Source organism: Streptosporangium sp. NPDC002607 (genome assembly GCF_053592655.1).
Window position 1 is genome coordinate 92,012 of the sequence record NZ_JBSFWD010000001.1, and the last position, 14,873, is coordinate 106,884.

Consider the following 14,873-nt stretch of genomic DNA (forward strand, 5'->3'; position numbering starts at 1 on the left):
CCCCCGCCGAGGGGCGGCTGCTCAGGTGACGGCGAGGCGCCCGCTGTAGCGGTCGTCGCGCCAGCTCTCCTTCTCCAGCACCTCGGCCAGGGTCACGGCCGCGTCGTGGACGTCCACGAAACGGATGTAGAGCGGCGCGAAGCCGAACCTGAGGACGTCGGGGGCGCGGAAGTCACCGTGGACGCCGCGGTCGATCAGGGCACGCATGACCGGATAGCCGTCCGGGTGGCTGAAACTGACCTGGCTGCCCCGCCGCTCCGGATCCCTGGGCGAGAGGAGCCTCAGCCCGTACGGCGCGCAGAACTCCTCGACGAGCTCGATGAAGAGCGAGGTCAGTGCCACACTCTTGGCCCGCACGGCGGCCAGGTCGACGCGCTCCCAGATGTCGAGCGAGGCGTTGAGCGGGGCGTAGGACACCACGTGCGGGGTGCTCACGGTGAAGCGCCGGATGCCGTCGGCGGGACGGAAGTCCGGCTCGAACGCGAACGGCTCCGCGTGACTGTGCCAGCCGGTCAGCATGTGCCGCCCCGCTGCCTGGTGGTCCGGGTGGACGTAGACGAAGGCCGGGGACCCCGGACCGCCGTTCAGGTACTTGTAGGTGCAGCCGACCGCGAAGTCGGCCGCCGAGACGTCCACCTGGTACGCGCCGGCGCTGTGGCACAGGTCCCAGATCATCAGCGCGCCCGCCGCCTGGACCAGCGCGGTGACCGCCGCCGTGTCGTGACGGGCACCGGTCCGGTAGTCCACCTCCGACAGCAGCACGCACGCGACGTCCTCGGAGAGAGCGCCGGAGAGGTCGTCAAGGCCGGTGACGTCGCGGATCTCGTAGCCGCCCAGCGCCTCCGCCAGCCCCTGGACCACGTAACGGTCGGTGGGGAAGTTGGCCAGGTCCGAGACGACGACCCGGCGCTCCGGCCGCAGGCCCAGAGCGGCGGACACGGCCTTGACGATGGCGATCGAGGTGCTCTCGCCCACCGCCACCTGGCCGGGGCCCGCGCCGATCAGCGGGGCGATCCTGTCACCGGTGGTCAGCGGCAGGTCGTACCAGCCGGAGACGTTCCAGGCGCCGACCAGCCGGCCGCCCCACTCCTGCTCCACGGTCCGCGTGACCGCGGCCGCGGCGGCCTTCGGCGGAGCGCCGAGCGAGTTGCCGACCAGGTAGATCGTCCCGTCGGGCAGGACGAACTCGTCCCTGATCCGCTTGAGGGGATCGGCGGCGTCGAGCGCGACGCACTCCGCACGGCTGATGGCCACGAGTCATCTCCGGGGTAGGTGCTGGCAACCCTTCCATCATGCCGTCACAGCGGATCAGGTGGCACCCCGGGCGTGGCGGGACCGAGACCGGTCCCGCCACACCCGGGCTCCCCGGCTCGCCGCCGGGTCAGCGGCCCAGGAACCGGGTGGCGTTGCCGCCGAGCAGCTTGGCGCGGGCGTCCTCGGAGAGGAACCCCGCCCCTCGGATCAGCGAGCCCACCGGCGACTCGCCCAGCGGGTAGGGGAAGTCGGAGCCGAGCATGACCCGGTCCTCTCCCATCGTGTCGACCAGCAGCCGCAGCGCCCGCTCGTCGAAGACCACCGAGTCCACGCTGAACCGGTCGAGGTAGTGCGACGGCGGGAACTCGGAGACCCCGACGAGGTCACCCCGGCGGTGCCAGGCGTTCTCGAACCGGCCGAGCCAGAAGGCGAACGAGCCGCCGCCGTGCGCGAAGCAGAGGCGCAGCGTGTCCGGCACCCGATCGAGGACACCGCCCAGGATCAGGGCGAGCACCGACAGGTGCGTCTCCGCGGGCATGCCGACCAGCCACTGCGCCATCCAGCGCTCCAGCCGGGGCCCACCCGCCATGTCCCAGGGGTGCACGAAGACGGGCGCGCCCACGGCGGCGCAGTGCTGGAGGAACTGGACGACTCCCTCGTCGTCGAGGTCACGGTCACCGACGTGGTTGCCGATCTCGACGCCCGCGTGCCCGGCGGCCATGCACCGGTCCAACTCGGCACAGGCCAGGTCGGGGTCCTGGAGCGGCACCTGGCAGAACGGCACCAGCCGTTCGGAGGCGCAGATCTCCAGCGCCAGGTCGTTGAAGATCTTCGCGACCCGTACCGCCTCCGCCGCCGGGCGCTCGTAGCAGAAGAAGACCGGCGTCGGCGAGACGACCTGGACGTCCACCCCGTCGGCGTCCATCCGCTCCAGGCGGACCGAGGGGTTCCAGCAGTCGTCGGCGATCCGGCGGAACTCCCGGTCCCCGAGCAGGATCACGGCCTCCCGCTCGGAGTCGACCCGGAGCCGTGGCGCCCCCGGCCAGCCGAGATCCGGCCAGCCCCTGGGGACGTGGTGGGTGTGCACATCAATGATCAACGGCTATCCCTTGCCGGGGTGGACGGCGCCGCAGTTCCCGCAGGTGCGCGCCTTCTCGTCGGCGTAGAACGCCTGGAAGATCGGCGGCAGGTCGGTCACGATGTCGCGGACCTGAAGCTCCACCTCGTGGACCACGGCGCTGCACTCCGGGCAGTACCAGAGGAACCTCTCCAGCACGCCCTCCGGCCTGATCCGCTCCACCACCAGGCCGACGGAACCCTCCTCGGGGCGCTGCGGCGAGTGCGGCGTGTTCGGCGGGAGCAGCCACATCTGCCCCTCGCGCACGTGCACGGTCTGCGGTCCTTCGGGGGTCATGAGGTTGACGTGCATGTTGCCGCGGATCTGGTAGAAGAGCTCCTCGTACGGGTCGATGTGGAAATCGGTCCGCGCGTTCGGCCCGCCGACGACCATGACGATGAAGTCACTGGAGCCCTCGAAGACCATCTTGTTGCCCACCGGCGGCTTGAGCAGGTGGGCGTGCTCGTCGATCCACTTGGTGAAGTCGATGGGTGGGATCACGGGCGCCCCTCCGGTCGGTAGGCCACGGCCTGAATTTCGATGAGCAGATGCGGATGCGGCAACTGGTGAACGGCCACTGTAGTGCGGGTCGGTCCGGCCTCGTCGAAGTACTCCGCGTAGACCGCGTTGTACCCGCCGAAGTCGTTGATGTTCACCAGGTAGGTGGTGACCTGCACGAGATCGCGCAGATCGGCTCCGGCCGCCCGGAGGATGTCTTTGATGTTCTCTATCACCGCCCGGGTCTGCTCGGCGATGTCGAGCGTGACCGTGCCGAACTCGTCGGCCTCGGCGCCGACGATCGTGTTGTCCGGCCTGCGCGAACTGGTCCCGGACACGTACAGGAAGTCACCCGCCCGCTTGACGTGCGGAAACCTTCCCCTGGGGGTGGCCTTCCCGGTGACGACGAGCCCGTCACTCATGCTCTCTCCTCTCCCGCGGGCGCCGACGACATCCCGGCGCCCCTTCAGGACTTCTCTTCGGGCGCGGACGCGGTGAACGACACCGATCCCAGGTGCTGGATCTCGGCCCGCACCCGCGCGCCCGGCGCGAGCGGCTCGGCGGGGGTGGCGGCACCGGCGAGCAGGATCCACCCCGGCTCCAGGACCATCCCGATCTGTCCGGCCAGGCGTGCGGCCTCCGCGAGGGCCCGGCGCGGGTCGCCCAGGATGGCGCCGGTCGACCCGACCTGGACCACGCGCCCGTCGATCTCCAGCACGACGCCCAGGTTCCACCGGGACGGGTCGTAGGGCTGCCACTGGCCGACGGCGTATCCGGCGGCCGAGGTGTTGTCGGCGATCACGTCGGGCAGCGAGAACCTGAAGTCCTCGTAGCGCGAGTCGATGACCTCGATACCGGGGGCGACGGCCGCGACGGCGTCCGGTGCGAACGCGTCGGCCGGCGACGCGATGCGCCGCCCGATGAGGTAGACGACCTCCGGCTCCGCCCTCGGGTGGATGTAGCCGGACACGTCCGCGTACGAGCCGTCACCGATGACCGACGACTCCGGCACCCGGCCGAAGATGATGTCGTGCACGCCCATCTGGCGGCGCTTGCCCTCGCTGGTGAAGCCCAGTTTCACCCCGGCCAGCCGGTCCCCCCGCGAAAGACGGAGCCGGATCAGCTCCTCCTGCACCCGGTAGGCGTCGGCCACGCCGTAGTCCTGCTCGGGCCTGGGCACCGCGCGACCGGTACGGATGGCCTCGTCCAGGACCGCGGCGAGCTTGTGGATGTCGGTCATGACTGCTCTCCCGAACGTGCGAGGTCCAGCGCGATGTCCACGATCATGTCCTCCTGACCGCCCACCATCCGGCGGCGACCCACCTCGGTCAGGATGGTCCGGGTGTCGACCCCGTACCGCGCCGAGGCCGCCTCGGCGTGCCGCAGGAAACTGGAGTAGACACCGGCGTAGCCAAGCGTCAACGTCTCCCTGTCCACCCGGACCGGCCGGTCCTGCAGCGGCCTGACCAGGTTGTCCGCCGCGTCCATCAGGGCGTTCAGGTCACAGCCGTGGTCCCAGCCCATCAGGTCGGCCACCGCGACGAACACCTCGATCGGGCAGTTGCCCGCACCCGCGCCCATCCCGGCCAGGGAGGCGTCCACCCGGTAGGTGCCGTTCTCCACCGCGACCACCGAGTTGGCCACGCCCAGCCCCAGGTTGTGGTGGGCGTGGATGCCGATCTCGGTGCCCTCGTCGAGCACCGAGCGGTAGGCCCGGATCCGCTCCCTGACCCCGTCCATGGTCAACCGGCCACCGGAGTCGGTCACGTAGACGCACTGCGCGCCGTACGACTCCATGAGCTTGGCCTGCCTGGCCAGCTCCTCGGTCTCCGCCATATGCGACATCATCAAAAATCCGGACACGTCCATGCCGAGCTCGCGCGCGGTGGCGATGTGCTGGGCGGAGATGTCGGCCTCGGTGCAGTGGGTGGCGACCCTGACCGAGGTGACGCCGAGCGCGTGGGCGCGCTTGAGGTCGTCGATGGTGCCGATGCCGGGCAGCAGCAGGGTGGTCAGCCTCGCCCGGCTCACGGCCCCGGCGACCGCCTCGATCCACTCGTCGTCGGTGTGCGCGCCCACGCCGTAGTTGAAGCTGCCCCCGGAGAGGCCGTCGCCGTGCGCGATCTCGATCGCCGCCACCCCGGCGGCGTCGAGGGCCGCGGCGATCTCGGCGGCCTGGGCGACGGTGTAACGGTGCCGGATGGCGTGCATGCCGTCCCGCAGCGTCACGTCCTGAACGTACAGTTTCACGCCTTCACCTCCGCGCGCGCGCCTTCGTCGTCGGTACGGTCCTCGGCCAGGCGCTCGGCCGTGCGCAGCGCGGCGGAGGTCATGATGTCGAGGTTGCCCGCGTAGGCGGGCAGGTAGTGGGCGGCGCCCTCCACCTCCAGAAAGACGGTCACCTTGACGCCGCCGTCACGGGTGCCGTCGGGGAGCGGCTCCCCGGCCGGGATCTTCTCGAACTGCACGTCCTGCTTGAGCCGGTAGCCGGGCACGTAGTCGCGGACCCGCTCCACCATGGCCCGCACGGCCTCCACCACCGCCGGCTCGTCACACTCGTCCACCAGGCAGTAGACCGTGTCACGCATGATCAGCGGTGGCTCCGCCGGGTTGAGGACGATGATCGCCTTGCCCTTGGCCGCCCCACCGACCTGCTCGATCGCCCGGGAGGTCGTCTCGGTGAACTCGTCGATGTTGGCCCGGGTGCCGGGTCCCGCCGACCGGGAGGCGATCGAGGCGACGATCTCCGCGTACCGGACGGGCACCTGCGAGGCGACGGCCGCGACGATCGGGATCGTGGCCTGCCCGCCGCAGGTGACCATGTTGAGGTTCGGCTCGGTGAGGTGCGCCTCCAGGTTGACCGGGGGCACCACGTAGGGGCCGAGGGCGGCGGGGGTCAGGTCGATGACCCGCTTGCCGTGCGCCCGCAGCACCTTGTCGTTGTGCCGGTGCGCGCCGGCCGAGGTCGCGTCGAGGACAACGTCCACGTCGGCGAACCCGGGCAGCGCGACCAGGCCCTCGACGCCCTCGTGGGTGGTGGCGACCCCGCGACGGCGGGCGCGGGCCAGGCCGTCGGAGTCGGGGTCGATGCCCGCCATCGCGAAGACCTCGACCTTCTTCGACAGCAGTGCCTTGAACATCAGGTCGGTGCCGATGTTCCCCGAACCGATGATCGCTATCTTCATGAGAACACCGCCCTGACCGAGCCGAGGCCCTCGATGTGTGCTTCGAAAACATCGCCGGACTCGACGCCGACCATCGGGCCGAGCGCGCCGGTGAGCACGACGTCCCCCGCGCGCAGCGGGAAGTCCGTGCGGCCCAGCGCGTCGGCCAGCCAGACCGCGGCGTTGAGCGGGTGTCCGAGGCAGGCCGCGCCCGCGCCGGTGGAGACCTCCAGGCCGTTCTTGCTCATGGTCATCCCGGCCAGGCGCAGGTCCAGGCCGCGCAGCTCGACCGGGGTGTTGCCGAGGACGAACGCGCCGCTGGAGGCGTTGTCGGCGACCGTGTCGACGAGCGTGATGTCCCACTCCGCGACTCGGCTGTCCACGATCTCGATCGCGGGCAGCACGAAGTCGACCGCCCGGATCACGTCGGCGACCGTGAAGGGGCCGCCCTCCAGGTCGGCGCCGAGGACCAGTGCCACCTCCGCCTCGGCCCTGGGCTGCAGGAAGCGGTCGGTCGGGACGGGCAGGCCGTCGAGGTAGGCCATGTCGGCGAAGAGCATCCCGAAGTCCGGCCGGTCCACGCCGAGCTGGCGCTGGACCGCGGGGGAGGTCAGTCCGATCTTCCTGCCGACCAGCCGCCGCCCCTCCGCCAGCGCCCGCCTGGTGTTGATCTCCTGTACGGCGTAGCCGGTCTCGGCGCTCCGGTCGGGCAACGTCTCACGCACCGGGGCGCACGGCTTGCCGCTCCGCGCCGCCTCCAGCAACCGGTCGGCCGCATCCCGGTGCACGTCGACGGCCTCGCTCCACTCAGTCATTTCCCGGCTCCAGCCTGATGGTGATCGTGGTGGGTTCGGAGTAGAAGTCCAGCGAGCGCGTGCCGCCCTCGCGTCCGATGCCGGACAGCTTCACTCCTCCGAAGGGGGTTCGCAGGTCACGCAGGTACCAGGTGTTGACCCAGACCAGCCCGGCCTCCAACGACTGCGCCACCCGGTGGGCCCTGCTCAGGTTGGCGGTCCAGACCGTCGCCGCCAGGCCGTACTCGCTGTCGTTGGCCAGTCCGACCGCCTCGGCCTCGGTGTCGAACGGGGCGACGTGGCAGACCGGGCCGAAGATCTCCTCCCGGTTCACCCTGGAGTCGTGCGGCAGGCCGGTCAGCACCGTCGGCTCGACGTAGTAGCCACCGTCGCGGTCGTCGCCGAAACGCGGCACGCCGCCGCCGGCGCGGATCTCGGCGCCCTCGCTCTTGGCCAGCTCGTAGTAGGAGAGCACCTTGTCCCGGTGCTCGGCGGAGATCATCGGCATCATCGTGGTGTCCTGGTCGGCAGGGCGGCCGAACCGCAGCTCCCCCGCGCGCCTGGCCAGCCGCGCGGTGAACTCCTCGAAGACGGGCCGTTCCACGTACAGCCGCTCGGTGCACAGGCAGACCTGGCCGCCGTTGGTGAAGACCGACCGCACGCTCCCCTCGACCGCCGCGTCGAGGTCCGCGTCGGCGAAGACCAGCCCCGCGTTCTTGCCGCCCAGCTCGAACGAGACGGGCTTGACCCGGTCCGCCACCGCTTTCATGATCGTCGAACCGGTGCGGCTCTCACCGGTGAAGGTGACCGCGTCCACACCCGGGTGCTCCACCAGGAACTGACCGGTGGAGCCGCCGCCGAAGCCGTGCACGACGTTGAGGACGCCGGGGGGAAGGCCGATCGAGGCGGCGATCTCCGCGAGCACCGCGACCGAGCCGGGCGTGTGCTCCGAGGGCTTGACCACCACCGTGTTGCCCGCGACGAGCGCGGGGCCGAGCTTCCAGGTCGCCAGCAGGAAGGGCAGGTTCCACGGCACGATCACCGCGACCACCCCGAGGGGCTTGCGCACCGTGTAGCTCAGCACGTCCGTCAGGTGGAACGCGTTCTCCGGGTGCTGGGCCGCGATCTCGGCGAACGACCTGAAGTTGGCGGCGCCGCGCGGGATGTCCAGGGTCCGGGTCTGGGTGACCGACTTGCCGGTGTCGGCGATCTCCGCGGCCACCAGATCCTCGAACCGCTCCTCGATCGCGTCGGCGAGGCGGCGCATCCAGGCGGCCCGCTCGGCCACCGGCAGCGCCGCCCACGCGGGCAGGGCCGAGCGGGCGGCGGCCACCGCTCTGTCGACGATGGACCGGTCCGCCTCGCGGACCTCACGCACCACAAGCCCGGTCACCGGGTCGTACGTGGCGAACGTCGCGCCCTCGGCGACCGGCACCCCACCGATGAAGTGGTTCACCTGGTCAGACAAGACTTCTCCTCGGGGATGTACTTCGCTGGGTCACTCCATACGGGTATAGGGCCCAGGTAGTTCATAAGCAAGAATGAGTTCCGTGAAACGGAACCCCGACCGGTTGTCCGTGCTGGAGAAATCCTGGCTCGTGCTTGACGCGTTCCGCCCCACGGGCGGGCCGTTGCGCCTGATCGACGTCGCCGAGCGCTGCCATCTGCCCAAGACCACGGCTTTCCGGCTGCTCACCGAGCTGACCTCGATCGGCGCGGTCACCCGCCGCCCCGACGGCTACTATCTCGGCCGCCGCCTCTTCGAGCTCGGCAGCATCGTGCCCGGAGAGCGCGACCTGAGACACGCGGCACTGCCCTTCATGCACGACCTCTACGAGGCCACCCACGAGACCGTCCACCTGGGCGTGCGCGACGGCCTCGACGTCGTCTACGTCGAGAAGATCCGTGGCCAGACGGCCTTCGCGCTGCCCTCGCACGTCGGCGGGCGCCTCCCGCTGACCTGCACCGGGATCGGCAAGGCCCTGCTGGCCTACTCAGGACCCGACCTGATCGACGAGGTCCTCGGCCGACCGCTCCGCCGGCTGACCCCGCACTCGATAGTCGACCCCCGGCGCCTGGAGGAGGTGCTCGGCCAGATCCAGGCCGCGGGGCTGGCCTACGAACGGGAGGAGGCCCAGCTGGGCGGCGCCTGCATCGCGGCCCCGGTGTTCGGCGACGGGGTGGCCGTGGCCGCGCTGTCCATCTCGGTCCCGCTGGCCCGCTTCCAGCCCACCCGGCTGGCCCCTGCCGTCAAGGCCGCCGCCCTGGGCATCTCCCGCGCCCTGACCAGAACCATCTGATCCCGGGTCGGCCGCGACCGCTCGCCTCGACTCCGGCCACTGCTCGGCCCGAGGTTCCGGTTCCCGGAATTCCCCGGCCCACGCCGGGCCTGACGCGCCGGCTCCCGCGCCGTACCGATCCACTCCGGTCCGGCGCCCCCGAACGCCCCTTGCCTGAAGGTCACCTTCTCGTAACCTCACAGGACCGCCGGCCGGGCTTCGCGCACCGGCATCATTGCCTCATGCACCAGGCATGGCAGCTATGGGGAAATATCGTTATAGCGACTTTCCTCGCGGTCCCGGTGGCCGTTGTCGCCATCCACGTGCTGGCCCGCCACCGCGCCCGCAAGGGTCACCCCTGCCCCGTCCGCACCGCCCTGGCCGACGTGGTCGCGGTGACCGGGACCGCCCCCTGGATCTGGATGATCCTCACTCCTCGGGCGGGCGACTCCGACGTCAGTCTGCTCCCCCTGGTGGACCTGTGGGCGACCCTCCGCGGGCCGGCACAGGCGGCGTTCGTGCAGGTCGGCGGGAACCTTCTGGTCTTCGCCGCGCTCGGCGCCATGCTCCCGGTGCGCTCGGCGCGCCTCGCCTCGCTCGCCCGGATCGCGGCCGTGGCGGCGGGCTCCTCACTCACCGTGGAGATCCTCCAGTACGTCCTGCGCCTGGGGCGGGTGAGCTCCGTCGACGACGTGATCGTCAACACGGCGGGTGCCGTGCTGGCCGCGACCGTGACGCGCCGGTGGTGGGCCGACCGAATAGCGGCTGGGATCGTTCCACGGTAACGGACCGGAGAAACTCCTTAAGCTCGCCACACTGGCACGATACCTCCCAAAAGAAACAGGTTACCAACCCCTGTATCTGTGCGATCGTGGACAAGACGGGGCAAGTTCTCTGGAGACGCCAAACCCGGTTGGTGACAGAGGGTGATCGAACGTGCAGCAGTCCCCGGTACCTCCCGAGCCCCCGATCTATCGGCGCATCGCCGACGGGCTTCGCGAAGCGATCCTGTCCGGCGATCTCCGAGACGGGGATCGGCTTCCGGGCGAGAACGCCCTGATGGCACGGCACGGCATAGCCCGCGCCACCGCCAGACAGGCCCTTTCCGTGTTAATCAACGAAGGACTGGCCGTCCCCAAGCGCGGCTCGGGGGTGTATGTCAGGCAGTTCCGCCCGATCAGGCGACACGGCTCCCGGCGGCTCTCTCGTGACAGATGGGGGCGCGGCGCGGCCATCTGGGACTCCGACACCGAGGGCCGCCCCTACACCGTGGACGAGGTGGACATCGACCGGGAGCGGGCCGAGGACTCCGTGGCACGAGTGCTGGACAGCCCCGAGGTGTGGGTCCGCAGGCGGCGCTACTCGGTGAACGGGCGGCCGGTGCAACTGTCGGTCTCCCACTTCCCCGCCGAACTGGTGGAGGGGACCGCGATCACAAGGGAGGACACCGGACCGGGGGGCGTCTACGCGCGCCTCGGCGAGCTCGGCCACGCCCCGGCGCACTTCACCGAGGAGATCCGCGCCCGCATGCCCCATCCCCACGAGACCGTCCAGCTCGACCTGCCCGCCGGTACCCCGGTCATCGTGATCGCCCGGGTCGCCCGCACCACCGACGGCGTCGCCGTCGAGGTCAACGAGATGGTCCTGGACGCCGCCTCTTACGTACTTCAGTACGACTTCGACTCATAGTTCAAGACCATCCGTCAACCGATAGGTTGACCTGTCCTTCACGATCATTGATTTCTCTAGAGAAGTGCCTCACCGTCAGAGGTGGAACGTCGCAAAGACGGGCCTGGGCGCGGGGAAGGTGCACGGATGTCTTTCGACCGACATCTAGCGGAAATCGCCCGGGAGTTCCCCGACTGGACGATCTGGCGGAGCGACGCGGGCAGGTGGTGGGCAACCCGCCACCACCCGCTGACCTCCGCCCAGCGTGATGTCGGCTGCGCGATGACCATCGACGCGGACGGCCCTGAGGAACTGCGTGAGCAACTACACGCCCAGCGGGAACGTTCCGGCGAGGCGGAGCCGGAAACGGGCACTTGAAGACCGCCCGGTGCCGGGGTGAGCGGATCCGATGCGGTCCCGGCGCCGGGCCCCCAATCGCGGAAGCCCTCGACCCTATCGGGGGCGGGGGCTTCCGCTTGACCTCCGGACGGCTCCGGGCTCCGACCACGCCGCGGACCCACGATCACGCGCCGGTCTCCAGAACCACGCGGGCCCGCTCATGATCTCCGCGGCACCGCTGAGATCCACGGTCACGCGCGCCGATAACCGTTCACGCGCTTCGGTGCGAGGGGACCTCATTGGTGGGGAGCGGCGTACCTCCCCCCGTTCTTTCCCGCGGCCCGGGCGAGGTCGACGTCGGTGTCGTCGTACACCTCAAGCTCCTCGGCAGAACGGTCACCGGCGTCCTCGCGGGGGGCGTCGTCTTCCACGATCACCCGTACGGACTCCAGGTCGGGTGCGGCGTCATCGGGCTCGGCGCCTCGCGCACCCTCGGATCCGGTGTGCTCCGCGTACCCCGCCGGCGCCTCGGTGCCGTCCGACGCGGCGCCCGGCGTCTCGTCGGGGGCCCCCGAGACCCCGGAGACATCGTTGGTGGCCTCGACCGGGGCGGGAGCCGTCAGCGCGGGCTGGACACGGGCCGGGGGCAGCACCGCGTCCTCGTCGACCAGCGGACCCGCACTGCTCTCCCGGTGCAGCAGGTCGCCCAGGACGGCACCCATCTCGTGCAGGCGGCGCATGACCTCGTGGTGGGTGTCGGTGAGGTAGACGACCCGGCGGCCGGTGGTCTCGTCCAGGGCGCTGGCCCGCTGCTGGGCCGACGACAGCGTGGAGTGCGCCTCGGTGTTGGCGGCGATGACCGTCGCCCGTGCCTCCGAGTGGGCCGCGTTCAGCGTGGACTCGGCCTCGGCGCGGGCGTGCTCGACGGTCTGCTCCGCCTCCCTCCTCGCCGAGGTGACCATCCGGTCGGCCTCGGCACGGGCGCTGCGCAGGGTCTCCTCGGACTCGGCACGGGCCGCGTTGACCGTCTCCTCCGCCTCGTTTCCGGCGTGGGCGAGCCTCTGCTCGGCGGTGGCGGTGGCCTCGGCCACCCGGCGCTCGGCCTCCTGCTGCGCGGCGTTCAGGATGCTCTCCGCCCGGTCCTGCGCGGAGGTGATCAGCCGCTCGGACTCGGTGGCCGCGTCGTCGCGGAGCTTGACCGCCTCCGCCTCCGCGACCTGCCTCTTGGAGGCGGCCTCCTCCTCTCCCAGCTTCAGTATCTGGCTGAGCCGCTCGCCGAGCTCGTCGTAGTCCTGCGGGGCGTCCGAGAGCCTCCTGCGTGCCTCGGACAGCTCGATCCGGCCCTGCTCGGCCTGGTCGATCGCGCGCGCGAGCCGCTCCTCCAGGTCGCGAATCTGGTGGCGGTGGCGGTCCATGTAGTCGTGAACCTGTCGGCGGCTGTAACCGCGCATGACGACCTCGAACGAGTCCTCATGCATCAGGTCGGGAAAGCTCTCGTGCTGGTTTGTCATGGCACTGCCCGTGGAGGTTGTGTGGCGGGAAAGGTGACGTCAGGAGACGACTTTCCTGCTTACTGCCCAAGTCCGCAACCTGAACACGCCACCTGCTTGCCGAAATACCGGACAGAACGCCCCCCTCTAACATCGTCTCCATGAACGCCACGCCATACATCGCCGCCCTCGACGGCGACGCGATTCCGCGGATTCATCCGGACGCCTACATCGCCCCGGGAGCCGTGGTCGTCGGAAGGGTCCGGCTGGGCCGCGCCGCGAACGTCTGGTACGGCTCGGTCCTCCGCGGGGACGACGAGGACATCGAGGTCGCCGAGGAGTGCAACATCCAGGACCTGTGCTGCCTGCACTCCGACCCGGGCGAGCCGGCCGTGCTGGAGCCCCGGGTGAGCCTCGGGCACAAGGCCATGGTGCACGGGGCCCATGTGGAGACCGGCGCGCTCATCGGCATCGGCGCGATCGTGCTGGGCGGCGCCAGGATCGGCGCGGGGTCGCTGATCGCAGCCGGCGCCCTGGTGGCACCGGGGAAGCGGATCCCGGCGGGGGTACTCGTCGCGGGTGTCCCCGGGAAGATCGTCCGAGAGCTCACGGACGACGACCGCGACTCCTTCGCCCGTACCTCGGCCGGCTACGTCGCCAGGGCCGCCCGCCATCGGGCCGCGACCGTGTCGTCGCCGGTCTGAACGGCACGCCCGCCGGCCTGAACGCCCGCCTGCCGGAGCAGCCGGGAGAGCCTTACGATCGTGCGAGGCCCGCTTGGCGATCGCGGCGCCGGACACCACCTTGACCGAAGGGAGGCAGGGGCATCCCGCCCGTGGCGAAGGCCAGGGGCCCTCGCCCCGGAATGCCGATGACCGGCATGTGGCAGTGGGATGGGTTCGACGCCATCGAGCGCGACGTGCGGACCATGGTCGCCGACCACCGGTGGACGGGTCTCCCGCCGCTCGCGCGGGCCCAGGCCATCGCCCAGCGCACACTGGCCACCCCGGACGGCGGGCGCTGGCTGTTCGGTGCCCACGCCCGGTGGTACCGCCAGGATCCCGCCGACGGCCGCTGGTACCTGACCGCACCTCCCGCCGACCGGGGTTTCCGCGCCGCGGCGCAGGTCATCCAGGTCACCTCGATGGTCCTGCCGCATCTGATCCCGACCGGCCCCGACTTCGCCGTCGACCGTGGGTCGATCCAGGGGTTCGTCGGCCCCGACGTGCCCTACGAGATCACCGAGCGGGTCCGCGAGCTGGTCATCGCCCAGCGGGGCAGGCGCAGGGAGGACTTCCCGCTCACCGGGCCGTTCACCCGGCTCTTCGCCGGGGAGGTGGCCAGCCCGGTCGCCGCGATCTGGGGCACGCTCATGTGGTGCGCCTACGCCCCCGCCTTCGACGGCAACGAGGTACTGCTGTCGATGTTCGGGGAGTTCCTCGCCCGCCCGCTGCCCGGCGACGAGTGGGTCCGCTGGCTGCCGCCCACCTCGCTGGGCGAGCTGGTCGCGCTGTACGGCGAGCGGGTCAGGGCGGGGCACCCCGAGGCGGGCCTGCGGCTGGTCGCGCTGATGGCCGACACCGCCGCCGTGGTACGCGGCGACCCGAGATTCGGGCCGCGTGCCGACGCCCTGCTGGCCATGATCGAACCGCTGCTCCGCCGGGCCTGCCAGGATCCCGTCATCGCCCACCAGGGTGACGAGGTGGTGCGCCACGCGTGGCTCTCGCGCTGCCCGGCCCACATGACGCTGCCCGACGCCTCACCCGGCGACCACTTCCAGCACATGGTCTACGACCTGGTCCAGGCACTGGGCTTCCTCGCCCCGATGGGTGCCGATCCACGGGCGGTGGCCGCCTCGCTGCTCGCCGCCGACCTGGCGGCCTTCGCGCCGAGGGTGGCCGACGGGCTCTACCCGTGGCTGGATCCCGAGCTGCGGCACATCCTCCACGTGGTGCTCACCGACGCCGCGCACCCGCTGCGGGGCTGCTGGCCGCGCTCGGGCGAGCTGCCCTCCGCGCTCCACCCGCCGGACCGGGCCTCGGCCGCGGCCCTGCTCGGCGCCGCCTACGCCACCGGGCTCGCGTGGTGCCGTCTCACCGGGACCGAGGTACCCGAGCGCGGTTTCACGACGGCCTCGGCTGTCGTGCACCGGCTGACACACGAGCGGGACGACCCCGTCCCGGGAGTATCGGGGACCTATCCACGTCACTTCTGACACACGCCAGTATGCTTAAACCACAAATAGAGTTATTTCATCCTTACTCTCCCTA

Annotated in this window: 16 protein-coding genes; 6 read left to right on the forward strand and 10 right to left on the reverse strand. The window is 70.9% G+C overall.

All coding sequences use genetic code 11. The features are described from left to right. Positions 1-21: 21 nt before the first annotated feature. From kynU to ACWD3H_RS00470, 9 genes are all read right to left on the reverse strand, one after another. Entirely contained in the window at positions 22-1,254 is a 1,233-nt protein-coding gene (kynU, locus tag ACWD3H_RS00430) for a kynureninase (RefSeq protein WP_451953510.1), read from the reverse strand. Between the two features lie 127 nt (positions 1,255-1,381). Next, a complete protein-coding gene (locus ACWD3H_RS00435) occupies positions 1,382-2,353 on the reverse strand; it encodes an amidohydrolase family protein (RefSeq protein ID WP_355617211.1) in 972 nt (323 codons plus the stop codon). 3 nt (positions 2,354-2,356) lie between these two features. Further along, positions 2,357-2,872, reverse strand: a complete 516-nt coding sequence (locus ACWD3H_RS00440) for a 3-hydroxyanthranilate 3,4-dioxygenase (RefSeq protein ID WP_350925681.1) — start codon at positions 2,870-2,872, stop codon at positions 2,357-2,359. After that, positions 2,869-3,291 carry a RidA family protein gene (locus tag ACWD3H_RS00445; protein ID WP_350925679.1) on the reverse strand — a complete coding sequence of 141 codons (423 nt, stop codon included), beginning with the start codon at positions 3,289-3,291 and terminating at the stop codon, positions 2,869-2,871. Before ACWD3H_RS00445 ends, ACWD3H_RS00440 begins: the two co-directional genes overlap by 4 nt. A 44-nt stretch (positions 3,292-3,335) precedes the next feature. Continuing rightward, complete coding sequence (locus tag ACWD3H_RS00450; RefSeq protein ID WP_355617215.1) at positions 3,336-4,109, reverse strand: 2-keto-4-pentenoate hydratase; 774 nt, start codon at positions 4,107-4,109, stop codon at positions 3,336-3,338. Beyond that, positions 4,106-5,119: a 4-hydroxy-2-oxovalerate aldolase gene (dmpG, locus tag ACWD3H_RS00455; protein WP_350925675.1), complete on the reverse strand. Its 1,014-nt coding sequence runs from the start codon at positions 5,117-5,119 to the stop codon at positions 4,106-4,108. Before dmpG ends, ACWD3H_RS00450 begins: the two co-directional genes overlap by 4 nt. Beyond that, positions 5,116-6,054: an acetaldehyde dehydrogenase (acetylating) gene (locus tag ACWD3H_RS00460; protein ID WP_355550204.1), complete on the reverse strand. Its 939-nt coding sequence runs from the start codon at positions 6,052-6,054 to the stop codon at positions 5,116-5,118. Before ACWD3H_RS00460 ends, dmpG begins: the two co-directional genes overlap by 4 nt. Continuing rightward, the gene (locus ACWD3H_RS00465; RefSeq protein ID WP_355550202.1) at positions 6,051-6,848 is read right to left on the reverse strand and encodes a 2-keto-4-pentenoate hydratase; all 798 of its coding nucleotides are present in this window, start codon (positions 6,846-6,848) and stop codon (positions 6,051-6,053) included. Before ACWD3H_RS00465 ends, ACWD3H_RS00460 begins: the two co-directional genes overlap by 4 nt. Then, on the reverse strand, positions 6,841-8,295 hold the full coding sequence (locus ACWD3H_RS00470) for a 2-hydroxymuconic semialdehyde dehydrogenase (protein ID WP_451953511.1): 1,455 nt from the start codon (positions 8,293-8,295) through the stop codon (positions 6,841-6,843). Before ACWD3H_RS00470 ends, ACWD3H_RS00465 begins: the two co-directional genes overlap by 8 nt. Before the next feature lie 73 nt (positions 8,296-8,368). On the opposite strand from ACWD3H_RS00470, the gene ACWD3H_RS00475 reads away from it, so the two are divergent. From ACWD3H_RS00475 to ACWD3H_RS00490, 4 genes are all read left to right on the forward strand, one after another. Next, positions 8,369-9,127 carry an IclR family transcriptional regulator gene (locus ACWD3H_RS00475; protein ID WP_355550197.1) on the forward strand — a complete coding sequence of 253 codons (759 nt, stop codon included), beginning with the start codon at positions 8,369-8,371 and terminating at the stop codon, positions 9,125-9,127. Between the two features lie 281 nt (positions 9,128-9,408). Continuing rightward, complete coding sequence (locus ACWD3H_RS00480; RefSeq protein ID WP_451953512.1) at positions 9,409-9,891, forward strand: VanZ family protein; 483 nt, start codon at positions 9,409-9,411, stop codon at positions 9,889-9,891. Positions 9,892-10,042: 151 nt separating this feature from the next. Further along, positions 10,043-10,795 (forward strand): GntR family transcriptional regulator, encoded by a 753-nt coding sequence (locus ACWD3H_RS00485; RefSeq protein WP_355550193.1) that lies wholly within the window; start codon positions 10,043-10,045, stop codon positions 10,793-10,795. A gap of 126 nt (positions 10,796-10,921) precedes the next feature. Next, entirely contained in the window at positions 10,922-11,152 is a 231-nt protein-coding gene (locus tag ACWD3H_RS00490) for a hypothetical protein (RefSeq protein WP_355550191.1), read from the forward strand. Between the two features lie 257 nt (positions 11,153-11,409). On the opposite strand, the gene ACWD3H_RS00495 is transcribed toward ACWD3H_RS00490, so the two are convergent. Beyond that, positions 11,410-12,624 carry a hypothetical protein gene (locus tag ACWD3H_RS00495; protein ID WP_451953513.1) on the reverse strand — a complete coding sequence of 405 codons (1,215 nt, stop codon included), beginning with the start codon at positions 12,622-12,624 and terminating at the stop codon, positions 11,410-11,412. A 140-nt stretch (positions 12,625-12,764) separates the two neighbouring features. On the opposite strand from ACWD3H_RS00495, the gene ACWD3H_RS00500 reads away from it, so the two are divergent. Continuing rightward, the gene (locus ACWD3H_RS00500) at positions 12,765-13,307 is read left to right on the forward strand and encodes a gamma carbonic anhydrase family protein (protein ID WP_355550187.1); all 543 of its coding nucleotides are present in this window, start codon (positions 12,765-12,767) and stop codon (positions 13,305-13,307) included. Between the two features lie 167 nt (positions 13,308-13,474). After that, complete coding sequence (locus tag ACWD3H_RS00505; protein ID WP_451953514.1) at positions 13,475-14,818, forward strand: hypothetical protein; 1,344 nt, start codon at positions 13,475-13,477, stop codon at positions 14,816-14,818. Positions 14,819-14,873: the final 55 nt, after the last annotated feature.

What these genes read in the sequence shown, in the direction of transcription:
- ACWD3H_RS00445 (WP_350925679.1), bottom strand. Translation starts at nt 3,291, where the DNA reads ATGAGTGACGGGCTCGTCGTCACCGGGAAGGCCACCCCCAGGGGAAGG.
- ACWD3H_RS00450 (WP_355617215.1), bottom strand. Translation starts at nt 4,109, where the DNA reads ATGACCGACATCCACAAGCTCGCCGCGGTCCTGGACGAGGCCATCCGT.
- ACWD3H_RS00460 (WP_355550204.1), bottom strand. Translation starts at nt 6,054, where the DNA reads ATGAAGATAGCGATCATCGGTTCGGGGAACATCGGCACCGACCTGATG.
- ACWD3H_RS00465 (WP_355550202.1), bottom strand. Translation starts at nt 6,848, where the DNA reads ATGACTGAGTGGAGCGAGGCCGTCGACGTGCACCGGGATGCGGCCGAC.
- ACWD3H_RS00475 (WP_355550197.1), top strand. Translation starts at nt 8,369, where the DNA reads ATGAGTTCCGTGAAACGGAACCCCGACCGGTTGTCCGTGCTGGAGAAA.
- ACWD3H_RS00490 (WP_355550191.1), top strand. Translation starts at nt 10,922, where the DNA reads ATGTCTTTCGACCGACATCTAGCGGAAATCGCCCGGGAGTTCCCCGAC.
- ACWD3H_RS00495 (WP_451953513.1), bottom strand. Translation starts at nt 12,624, where the DNA reads ATGACAAACCAGCACGAGAGCTTTCCCGACCTGATGCATGAGGACTCG.
- ACWD3H_RS00500 (WP_355550187.1), top strand. Translation starts at nt 12,765, where the DNA reads ATGAACGCCACGCCATACATCGCCGCCCTCGACGGCGACGCGATTCCG.
- ACWD3H_RS00505 (WP_451953514.1), top strand. Translation starts at nt 13,475, where the DNA reads ATGACCGGCATGTGGCAGTGGGATGGGTTCGACGCCATCGAGCGCGAC.